Annotated in this window: 9 protein-coding genes; 3 read left to right on the plus strand and 6 right to left on the minus strand. The window is 73.3% G+C overall.

The window, feature by feature from the left end; translation table 11 throughout:
* The first annotated feature begins 91 nt into the window (after nucleotides 1-91).
* On the plus strand, nucleotides 92-1792 hold the full coding sequence (locus QL983_RS08265; protein WP_144819107.1) for a DASS family sodium-coupled anion symporter: 1701 nt from the start codon (nucleotides 92-94) through the stop codon (nucleotides 1790-1792).
* A gap of 108 nt (nucleotides 1793-1900) precedes the next feature.
* On the opposite strand, the gene QL983_RS08270 is transcribed toward QL983_RS08265, so the two are convergent.
* Both QL983_RS08270 and QL983_RS08275 read right to left on the minus strand, forming a co-directional pair.
* Nucleotides 1901-3007 carry a 4-hydroxy-3-methylbut-2-enyl diphosphate reductase gene (locus tag QL983_RS08270; RefSeq protein ID WP_070709325.1) on the minus strand — a complete coding sequence of 369 codons (1107 nt, stop codon included), beginning with the start codon at nucleotides 3005-3007 and terminating at the stop codon, nucleotides 1901-1903.
* A gap of 53 nt (nucleotides 3008-3060) precedes the next feature.
* Nucleotides 3061-4149, minus strand: a complete 1089-nt coding sequence (locus QL983_RS08275) for a hypothetical protein (RefSeq protein WP_290152253.1) — start codon at nucleotides 4147-4149, stop codon at nucleotides 3061-3063.
* Between the two features lie 188 nt (nucleotides 4150-4337).
* On the opposite strand from QL983_RS08275, the gene xseA reads away from it, so the two are divergent.
* The gene (xseA, locus tag QL983_RS08280; protein ID WP_134377064.1) at nucleotides 4338-5651 is read left to right on the plus strand and encodes an exodeoxyribonuclease VII large subunit; all 1314 of its coding nucleotides are present in this window, start codon (nucleotides 4338-4340) and stop codon (nucleotides 5649-5651) included.
* Nucleotides 5648-5935, plus strand: coding sequence for an exodeoxyribonuclease VII small subunit (locus QL983_RS08285; RefSeq protein ID WP_290152256.1), 288 nt, complete (start codon nucleotides 5648-5650; stop codon nucleotides 5933-5935). Before xseA ends, QL983_RS08285 begins: the two co-directional genes overlap by 4 nt.
* Nucleotides 5936-6050: 115 nt before the next feature.
* Here QL983_RS08285 and QL983_RS08290 read toward each other — a convergent pair whose 3' ends face one another.
* The 4 genes from QL983_RS08290 to QL983_RS08305 form a co-directional block, all read right to left on the minus strand.
* Nucleotides 6051-6635 (minus strand): type 1 glutamine amidotransferase domain-containing protein, encoded by a 585-nt coding sequence (locus QL983_RS08290; RefSeq protein ID WP_290152258.1) that lies wholly within the window; start codon nucleotides 6633-6635, stop codon nucleotides 6051-6053.
* A gap of 127 nt (nucleotides 6636-6762) precedes the next feature.
* Nucleotides 6763-7680, minus strand: coding sequence for a PPK2 family polyphosphate kinase (locus tag QL983_RS08295; protein ID WP_129867340.1), 918 nt, complete (start codon nucleotides 7678-7680; stop codon nucleotides 6763-6765).
* Nucleotides 7673-8911, minus strand: a complete 1239-nt coding sequence (locus tag QL983_RS08300; RefSeq protein WP_070708759.1) for a pyridoxal phosphate-dependent aminotransferase — start codon at nucleotides 8909-8911, stop codon at nucleotides 7673-7675. Before QL983_RS08300 ends, QL983_RS08295 begins: the two co-directional genes overlap by 8 nt.
* A gap of 83 nt (nucleotides 8912-8994) precedes the next feature.
* Nucleotides 8995-9704: glycine betaine ABC transporter substrate-binding protein (locus tag QL983_RS08305; RefSeq protein WP_290152262.1), on the minus strand; the 710-nt coding region annotated here is incomplete at its 5' end.

Genomic DNA, 9704 nt, shown 5'->3' on the forward strand with positions numbered 1-9704 from the left:
TCGTCTTTCCGTGTCCCGGGCCACTTGCTACCGTGAAACTCACAGAGAATTGCCAGGCCGCGCCGAGGGCCTGACTTGATGAGGAGGCCCCGTGGAGTCCCGATCGACCCCCCCGCCGAGCAACGTCAACGAGCACGTCTCCCGCTTCAACCCCCGGGCGGCCGCCCAGGAGTTCGAACACGAGCTCTCCCCGGGCATGCGTGACGAGCCGCTGCCCGGCGGCGAGAACGTCAAGCGCATCATCGGCCTCGTGGCCGGCCCCCTGCTCGCCGTCGCCCTGTTCCTGCTGATGCCGGGCGACCTCGGCGTCTGGCCCCGCCTCGTCGCCGCCACCGCCGTGCTCATGGCCGTGTGGTGGATGACCGAGGCCCTGCCCATCCCCGCCACCGCCCTGCTGCCGCTCGTGGTCTTCCCGCTCGGCGTGCCCGCCGAGGAGTCCGACGGCGGCATCACCTTCGACGCCGTCGGCGCGAGCTACGGCAACAACATCATCTTCCTGTTCATGGGCGGCTTCATGCTCGCCCTGGCCATGCAGCGCTGGAACCTGCACCGGCGCATCGCGCTCGGCGTCCTGACGTTCATGGGCGCCAGGACCGTGAACCTCGTCCTGGGCTTCATGATCGCCACCGGGTTCATCTCCATGTGGGTGTCCAACACCGCCACCGCCGTGATGATGCTCCCCATCGGCGTGTCCATCCTCGTGCTCGTCCAGCGCTACGGCACGGACGGCGCCCTGACCGGGGACGAGGCAGCGGACCAGGCCGACCGCCCCGCCGCGCCCGCATCCGCGCCCGGCGAGGCCCCCACGCAGGCCGAGATCCGCTCCCTGACGAAGACGAACTTCGGCACCGCGCTCATGCTCGGCATCGCCTACGCCGCGTCCATCGGCTCGCTCGGCACCATCATCGGCACCCCGCCCAACACCCTGCTCGCGGGCCACATGGCCGCCGAGCACGGCGTGGAGATCGGCTTCGGCCAGTGGATGCTGGTCGGCGTGCCGATCGCCGTCGTGCTGCTCTTCGCGTGCTGGTTCCTGCTCACCCGCGTGCTGTTCCGCCCCGAGATCGACGAGGTCCCCGGCGGCCGCGACCTGATCGCCACCGAGCTGGCCCGCCTCGGCCGCATGAGCGCCCCCGAGGCCAAGGTCCTCGCCGTCTTCATCCTCGCCGCGCTGGCCTGGATCACCGTGCCGCTGATCTCCGAGTACGTCCTGGGCCTGGAGTCCCCGCTGCTCTCGGACGCGGCCATCGCCATGGTCGTCGGACTCATCCTGTTCCTCCTGCCGGCCGGCGGCGGGGCCGGGCGCGGCGTGCGCCTGCTCGACTGGGAGGCCGCGAAGGAGCTGCCGTGGGGCGTGCTCCTGCTGTTCGGCGGCGGCCTGGCCCTGTCCGGTCAGTTCTCCAAGTCGGGCCTGTCCACGTGGCTCGGTGAGCAGGTCAAGGGCTTCGGCGACATCCCCGTGTGGGTGCTCGTGGTGATCGCCGCCGTCGGCATCCTGCTGCTGACCGAGATGACCTCGAACACGGCCACCGCGGCCACGTTCCTGCCGGTCGCCTCCGGCGTGGCCCTGGGCACCGGCGTCGCCCCGCTCATGCTGGCCGCGCCCGTCGCCCTCGCCGCGACCTGCGCGTTCATGCTGCCCGTGGCCACCCCACCGAACGCCATCGCGTACGGCTCCGGCTACGTGACCATCGGCCAGATGGTGAAGGGCGGCGTGTGGCTGAACATCATCGCCGCCGTGCTCATCTCCATCGCGTCGATGACCCTGCTCGTCTGGGTCTTCGGGCTCTGAGTCCCTGACCACCCGCCGGCCCGGACACACCGAGGCCCGCAGACTCGCCGCTACGTCGGCGTCGCGACGGCGAGTCTGCGGGCCTCAGCGAGGAGACGAGGGGCGCGGTCAGGCCTCGGCGTCGCGGCGGCGTCCGCCGAGGGCGCGCCCGTCGTCGCCCACGCGCTTCATCTCGGCGCGCAGCTCCTTGGGCAGGGAGAAGATGATGTCCTCCTCGGCGGTCACCACCTCGTCCACCTGCCCGTAGCCGTACTCGGCCAGCAGCGCGAGCACCTCCTGGACCAGCACCTCGGGCACGGACGCGCCGGAGGACAGGCCCACGGTGGCCACGCCCTCGAACCAGGACTCGTCCACCTGGTTGGCGAAGTCGACGCGCTCGGCGCGGGAGGCCCCGTACTCCGCGGCGACCTCCTTGAGGCGCACCGAGTTCGAGGAGTTCGCCGAGCCCACGATGATCACCAGGTCGCACTCCGGCGAGATCGACTTGATGGCCGCCTGCCGGTTGGAGGTGGCGTAGCAGATGTCGTCCGAGGGCGGGTCCTGCAGGTTCGGGAACCGCTCGCGGAGCACGGAGACGATCTCGAGGGTCTCGTCCACGGAGAGCGTGGTCTGGGAGAGCCAGATCAGGTTGTCCGGATCATCCACCTGGACGGTGCGGGCCTCGGCGACGTCGTTGATCACCGTGGTGTGCTCGGGCGCCTCGCCGAACGTGCCCTCGACCTCCTCGTGGCCGTCGTGGCCGATCAACAGGATCCGCTTGTCCTGCTTGGCGAAGCGCACGGCCTCGCGGTGCACCTTGGTCACGAGCGGGCACGTGGCGTCGATGGTGTGCAGGTTACGCTGGGCGGCCTCCTCGACGACGGCCGGGGACACGCCGTGCGCGGAGAAGACGGTCAGGGCGCCCTCGGGCACCTCGTCCAGCTCGTCGACGAACACCACGCCGCGCTCGGTCAGGGTGTCCACGACGTGCCGGTTGTGGACGATCTCCTTGCGCACGTACACGGGGGCGCCGTGGTGCTCGAGGGCCTTCTCGACGGCGACGACGGCGCGGTCCACGCCGGCGCAGTAGCCACGGGGGGCAGCCAGCAGCACGCGCTTCTCACCGGACACGGGCGCGGCCGCCTCCACCTCCTCACGGGATCGGCGAACGCGCGGGACCTGCGGCATCCCGAGGCCGACGGCGGACGGACGGGCGGAGACGGAGGGAGCGGACATGCCCTCCATGCTATCGGCCGGGACGCAGACCGGGCCCGGGCTTCGCCGCGGGCTCAGCGCGACGTGACGTCGGCGGCGGTGTGGGAGCGGCCCACCGCGGGGGGACCGTCCGCCCGGGCGGCACGGACCCGGCCACGCCGAGCGACCCACAGCTCGGCCAGGGCCAGCAGCAGGCCCGCGGCCAGCACGATCCAGCCCAGGGTGGTCAGGGTCTGGGGGTAGGGGGCGACGGCGGCCGCGAACGCCGGGCGGGCGGCCTCCTCCATCTGCTGGACGAACGCGGCCACCCCGGGGGAGGCCCCCTCGGGTGCCGTGAGGTGGACCGCGTCCGGACCCAGGCGGGCGCCGCCGATCAGTCCGCCGGCCAGGGCGACCGCACCCGCCACGGCCACGGCGAGGCCCCGCCGCCCTCGGGGGGCGAGCAGCAGGGCGCCCACGAGCGCCAGCACGGAGGCCGCGGCGGCCCAGCGCCAGTGCGCGGAGGCGTCCACCCAGCGGTGCACGGTGGCCCGGTCCGTGCCGGCCAGGGCGTCGATGCGCGCGTCCATGCGCAGCGCGGTGCTGTCCCGCAGATCCGCGGCGCGGTCGTACAGGGGCGCCAGCAGGGTGTCCGCGGCCCAGTCGCCGACGTCCGCGCCCATGATCGTCTCCAGCAGCGCCTGCCCGGGCAGGTCGAACCGGTCCTCGCGCAGGTCACGTTCGATGTCGCCCAGGGCGGCGGTGATCCCGGACTGCGCGACGGGACCGAACGGGATGGTCACGTCCGCGCCCGAGCCGGGCTCGTCCGCGCCCTCCGGGTCCTCGAGCTGGGCGAGCCAGGCGCGCCGGGCCTCGTCGGCGGTGTCGGACCAGCCCTGCACCACCTGCGGGTCGTCCGCCACGCGCTGGGCCAGCGGGCGCAGCAGGTCCTCGGCCGTCTGGGCCAGCGGGCCCGGCACCTGCTCGGGGACGGCGTCGTGCACGACGTCGTCGATCACCCCCGGCACGGCGGCGCGGACCTCGGGGTCCACGGCGACCTGCTCCGTCACCCCGCGCAGCAGCTCCGGGCGGTGCGTCGCCTCGTCGACGAGGGCGCCGGCCGTCGCGAACACCGCCAGCAGGCCCGCCAGGGCTGCGACGAGGAGGCTGAGGGTGGTGCGCATGGGGTCCTTTCCATTCCGTTCCGACCCCGTCGAGCGTACCGATCCTGGCCGGAGGTTCCCCGGTCTGAGCACCCGACCGGGTCGGCGGCGGCCCCGGGGGGACACCGGGGCACCGTCTTGCGCGTCCGGCGAGGGCGGTACGGTGGGCCCGTGCCCGGGCGGACCGGGCGCGGACAGGAGGGACCCGGATGGACCAGCCCGTGACCGAGGGCGCCTCGGCGACGTCGGACGTGCCCGTCTCGGCACCCGCCCGCGCGGGCGAGACCTCCGCTGAGCGGCCGTGGCCCCTGCGCCGGCTCTCCGAGAACCTCAAGGCCCACATCGAGCGTGCCCCCGCCACGTGGATCGAGGGCCAGCTCATCGAGTTCAAGAACAACCGCGGCAACGTCTACATGACCATGCGGGACCTCGAGGAGGAGGTCTCCCTGCCGCTCACCGCCTGGCGGAACGTCGCCATGACCCTGGACGGGACCGTCCAGCAGGGCTCCCGCGTGGTGGCGCGCGTGAAGCCGAACTTCTGGCTCAAGGCCGGGCGCCTGTCCATGAACGTGCAGGAGATGCGCCCGGTCGGCCTCGGCGATCTGCTGGCCCGCGTGGAGCTGCTGCGCCGGGCCCTCGCCGAGGAGGGGCTGACCTCCCCCGCGCGCAAACGGCCCCTGCCCCTGCTCCCCCACCGGATCGGGCTCATCACCGGCCGCGACTCGGACGCGAAGCAGGACGTGCTGCGCAACACCCTGCTGCGCTGGCCCGCCGCCGAGTTCGAGATCCGCGAGGTCGCCGTGCAGGGCGCCGAGGCCCCTCGACAGGTGGCCGCCGCGCTCGCCGAGCTCGACGCCGACCCGGCCGTGGACGTCATCGTCATCGCCCGCGGCGGCGGCGCGCTCGAGGAGGTCGTGCTCCCCTTCTCGGACGAGGCACTGGTGCGCGCCGTGGCGGCGGCGCGCACGCCCGTCGTCTCGGCGATCGGCCACGAGGCGGACCGCCCGGTCCTCGACGACGTCGCCGACCTGCGCGCCTCCACGCCCACGGACGCGGCCAAACGGATCGTCCCGGACGCGGCCCAGGAGGCCGCCGGGCTCGCCGACGCGCGCCTGCGGCTGGCCTCGGCCGTCGAGCGCCGCGTGCACGCCGAGGCCGAGGGGCTCGCGGCCCTGCGCTCCCGGCCCGTGCTGGCCCGCCCGCACGTGATGGTGGACACGCGGCAGGAGGAGACGGACCGGTGGCGCGAGCGCGGCCGGTCCGCCCTGGGCCACCGGCTCGTCCGCGAGGAGGACGCCCTCACGCAGCTGCGCGCCCGCGTCCGCGCCCTGTCCCCGCAGCGCACTCTCGACCGCGGCTACGCCGTGGTCCAGCACGCCGGGCAGGTCGTGCGCGACGCGGACCAGGTCGCCCCGGACGACCGGCTCGACATCCTCGTGGCGGCCGGGCGGATCGCCGCGGACGTCGTCGCGACGCATCGGACCACCCCGACCCCATCCCACGAGAGGACACGACAGGCATGAGTGAACAGGGCATGGAGCAGACGCAGGACGCGGGCCGCCCCAGCGGTGTGGAGGGCTTCACCTCCGCGGACGTCTCGGACGTGGCCCGCATGAGCTACGAGCAGGCGCGCGCCGAGCTGGTGGAGACCGTGGGGAGGCTGGAGGCCGGTGGCGCCGGCCTCGAGGAGTCCCTGGCCCTGTGGGAGCGCGGGGAGGCGCTGGCCGACCGCTGCCAGGCCTGGCTCGACGGCGCCCGCGTCCGCCTCGACCAGGTGCGCGGCGAAGCCGCCCCCGACGCCAGCTGACCCCGCCCCCCACTTTCGTTCGGGAAACGGCGGCCTCCGCCACGCTTTCGTTCGAGAAACGGTGGGGGCGGGGGCCATCGGCCCCCGCCCCCACGCGGCTCGCTCCCGACGTCGGTCAGGCGGTCTGGTCCTCGTGCTTGCCCTCGCTCAGCTCCTCCACGAGGTTGGCGTTGAAGGCGTCGAGGTCGTCCGGGGAGCGCGAGGTGGTCAGCCCGTTGTCCACGACGACCTCCTCGTCCACCCACTGGGCGCCCGCGTTCTTCAGGTCAGTCTTCAGGGACGGGTAGCTGGTCAGGCGGCGGCCCTCCACGACGCCGGCCTCGATCAGGGTCCACGGGGCGTGGCAGATGGCCGCCACCGGCTTGTGCTGCTCGAAGAAGGCACGCACGAACGCCTGGGCGTCCTTGTTGATGCGCAGGGCGTCCGCGTTCAGGGTGCCGCCCGGCATCACGAGGCCGTCGAAGTCCTCGGCCTTGGCGTCCTTCACCGTCGTGTTCACCTCGAAGGACTCGCCGTGATCCCAGTCGGACTGCATCGCGGTGATGGTGCCGGACTTCGGCGAGACGAGCACGGGGGTCGCGCCGGCGGCGATCACGGCCTCCCACGGGGAGGTCAGCTCGACCTGCTCGACGCCGTTGGTCGCGAGGAACGCGACGGTCTTGCCGGTCAGCGGGGCGTTCTGGACAGCGTTCTCGGACATGGGTCCACCTTTCGGATCGGATCCGGCACGCCTCTGCGGCGACCGGTGTTCCCCATCAACTCACTGCGGCCCCGGGCCTGGCAAGGTCCGGCCACCACTTCCCCGCCCACCGCGACGACGGCGGCGCTCAGCCCGCCAGCAGGCGACGGCGGGCGGCCGCGACGTCGAAGTCGGCCTTCGGCCAGTCCAGCCCCATCCCCTGCACGGTCTCGATGATCAGCTGCTGCACCGCCAGCCGCGCGAACCACTTGCGGTCCGCCGGCACGATGAACCACGGCGCGTCCTCGGTGTCCGTCCGCTCGATCGCGATCCGGTACGCGTCCATGTACTGGTCCCAGTACGCGCGGTCGTCGAGGTCGCTCTCGCTGAACTTCCAGTGCTTCGTGGGGTCGTCCAGGCGGGCCAGCAGGCGCTCGGCCTGCTCCTCCGGCGAGATCCGCAGCATCACCTTGACGATCCGCGTCCCAGCGGCGCGCACGGCCGCCTCGAACTCGCAGATCGCCCCGTATCGCTCCTCCACCTCGGCCAGCGGGGAGAGCCCGCGCACGCGATGCACGAGCACGTCCTCGTAGTGCGAGCGGTCGAACGCGGAGACGAGGCCGGGCCGGGGCAGGTGCGGGCGGATGCGCCACAGGAAGTCGTGGGCGCGCTCCTCCGCTGTCGGCGCCTTGAACGCGTGCACGTGGACGCCCTGCGGGTCCATCGCCCCGATCACGTGGCGCATGATCCCGCCCTTGCCGGCGGTGTCCATGCCCTGCAGGACGACCAGCAGGGACGGCGCCTCCCCCTCGGGCGCGTGGCGCACCGACTGAGCGAACAGCAGTTCCTGCAGGTCGGCGAGCGCCCCGCCGCGCGCGGCCAGGTCCTTCTTGCCCTTCGCCTTGTCCCCGCCGTAGCCGGGCGTCGCGGCGGCGTCGACGTCGGCCGGGCCCCGGACCTCGTCCCCGCGGCGGGCGGCGAACAGCTCCCGCGCGGGGCCGTCGAAGACGCCGTCGTCGGTGGCACGGGCGGGACGGCCCGCCTCGGCGGCCGGGGTGTCAGCCATGGCGCTCCCTCCAGTCCTCGAGGAAGTCCTCGAGGCGGTCCAGGGCCACGTCCAGGTCCTTCACGCTGGGCAGCGTGACGAGCCGGAAGTGGTCGCTGTGCGGGTAGTTGAACGCCCCGCCGTGCGAGACGAGGATCTTCTTCGCCCGCAGCAGCTCGATGACGAACGCCTCGTCGTCGTCGATCGCGTAGACCTCCGGGTCCAGCCGCGGGAACAGGTAGAGGGCGCCGTGGGCCGGCTGCACGGACACGCCGGGGATGGCGTTCAGGCGGTCCTGGGCGAGGTTGCGCTGCTCGAGCAGCCGACCGCCGGGCAGGACGAGGTCGTCGATGGACTGGTAGCCGCCCAGTGCCACCTGGATGGCGTGCTGCGCGGGCACGTTGGCGCACATCCGCATGTTGGCCAGCAGGGTCAGGCCCTCGAGGAAGTCGGCGGCCCGGTGCTTCGGCCCGGACACGGCCACCCAGCCGGAGCGGTAGCCCGCCACCCGGTACGCCTTGGACAGGCCGGAGAACGTCAGGGTGAGCACGTCGTCGGACAGGCCGGCGGCGTTGATGTGGCGGGCGCCGTCGTAGGTGATCTTCTCGTAGATCTCGTCCGCCATGAGGACGAGGTTGTGGCGGCGGGCGACGTCCACGATGCCCTGCAGCACGGCGCGGGAGTAGACCGCGCCGGTGGGGTTGTTCGGGTTGATCAGGACGATGCCCTTGGTGCGCTCCGTGACGAGGGACTCGATGTGCTCGAGGTCGGGCTCCCAGCCCTCCTCCTCGACGCAGCGGTAGTGCACCGCTCGGCCCCCGGCCAGGGTGGTGGCGCCGGTCCACAGCGGGTAGTCGGGCGAGGGGACGAGGATCTCGTCGCCGTCGTCGACCAGGGCCGTGAGGACCATGGTGATCATCTCGGAGACGCCGTTGCCGATGAACACGTCGTCCACGCCGATGTCCCGGATGCCCCGGGACTCGTAGTACTGCGAGACGGCGATGCGCGCCGAGTAGATGCCCTTGGAGTCCGAGTAGCCCTGCGCGTGCGGCAGGTGCTGGTGCATCGCCGCCAGGACGGCGTCCGGCGCCTCGAAGCCGAACGGGGCCGGGTTGCCGATGTTCAGCTTCATGATCCGGTGGCCCGCGGCCTCCATCCGCTGCGCCTCCTCCAGGATGGGGCCGCGCACGTCGTAGCGGACGTTCAGCAGCTTGGCGGACTGGCGGATCTGGCGGGGACGCGGGGTCGGCATGCCCTCCATCATGGCACCCCCGGGCGGTGTGCATCACAGTCGCGCTCGTGCGACGCGGGCCGGCGCCCCGCATCCGTGCGGGCTCAGAACCAGGAGCCGCGGGGCACGAACCAGTCCTCAGGCGCGTCCTCCAGGCCATGGTCCACCAGCCAGTACTGCGCGGCCTCGGCGAGGGGAAGCGGGTCGGCGCCCGTGGTGAGCCGTTCGAGCTCCCGCAGACCGTCGCCGTCGAGGGCGGACATCACCTCGGCGATGCGCCGCTCGGCGTCGTCATCCAGCGTCGCGGCGGAGCCGACGGCGGTCAGCCGCCCCTCCGGGAGCACGCGGCCGTCGTCCTCGAGCGGGACGAGCGAGTTCGCGTCGATCTCCGGATCCGTGCGGGTCAGCAGCGCGACCTGGGCCTCATCCGCGACGACGGCGGCGCTCGGGTCCTCGGTGTCGGCCAGCCAGGTCTCGGGTCGACAGCCGGCGAGCCGGTCCAGGCGGGCGCGCAGGGCCGTGGCCGCGTCCGGATCCGCCGCGGCGGTCAGGGGCGGGGGTGCGACGGCGGTGAGCGACTCGCACCGGCCGTTGAGGTCCGTGATCGACTCGAGCTCGAGCCGGGCCGCGGTGGTCTGGGTGACGACCGCGGTCAGGCGCAGCACGCCCGCCGACGAGGACAGCACAGCCGGGGCCTCGTCCTGCGGTGTCCCCGCTGCGGCCGTCTCCTCGGCAAGCAGCGTCTCCAGGACGCGCCCGGCCGCCTGGGCGTCGGCCGCGGGATCCCCGGCGGGCAGCGCGGTGGGGCTCGGGG

The organism is Micrococcus sp. APC 4021 (assembly GCF_030407635.1).
Lineage (GTDB): Bacteria > Actinomycetota > Actinomycetes > Actinomycetales > Micrococcaceae > Micrococcus > Micrococcus luteus.

What these genes read in the sequence shown, in the direction of transcription:
- QL983_RS08270 (WP_070709325.1), bottom strand. Translation starts at nt 3,007, where the DNA reads ATGTCCGCTCCCTCCGTCTCCGCCCGTCCGTCCGCCGTCGGCCTCGGG.
- QL983_RS08275 (WP_290152253.1), bottom strand. Translation starts at nt 4,149, where the DNA reads ATGCGCACCACCCTCAGCCTCCTCGTCGCAGCCCTGGCGGGCCTGCTG.
- xseA (WP_134377064.1), top strand. Translation starts at nt 4,338, where the DNA reads ATGGACCAGCCCGTGACCGAGGGCGCCTCGGCGACGTCGGACGTGCCC.
- QL983_RS08285 (WP_290152256.1), top strand. Translation starts at nt 5,648, where the DNA reads ATGAGTGAACAGGGCATGGAGCAGACGCAGGACGCGGGCCGCCCCAGC.
- QL983_RS08290 (WP_290152258.1), bottom strand. Translation starts at nt 6,635, where the DNA reads ATGTCCGAGAACGCTGTCCAGAACGCCCCGCTGACCGGCAAGACCGTC.
- QL983_RS08295 (WP_129867340.1), bottom strand. Translation starts at nt 7,680, where the DNA reads ATGGCTGACACCCCGGCCGCCGAGGCGGGCCGTCCCGCCCGTGCCACC.
- QL983_RS08300 (WP_070708759.1), bottom strand. Translation starts at nt 8,911, where the DNA reads ATGCCGACCCCGCGTCCCCGCCAGATCCGCCAGTCCGCCAAGCTGCTG.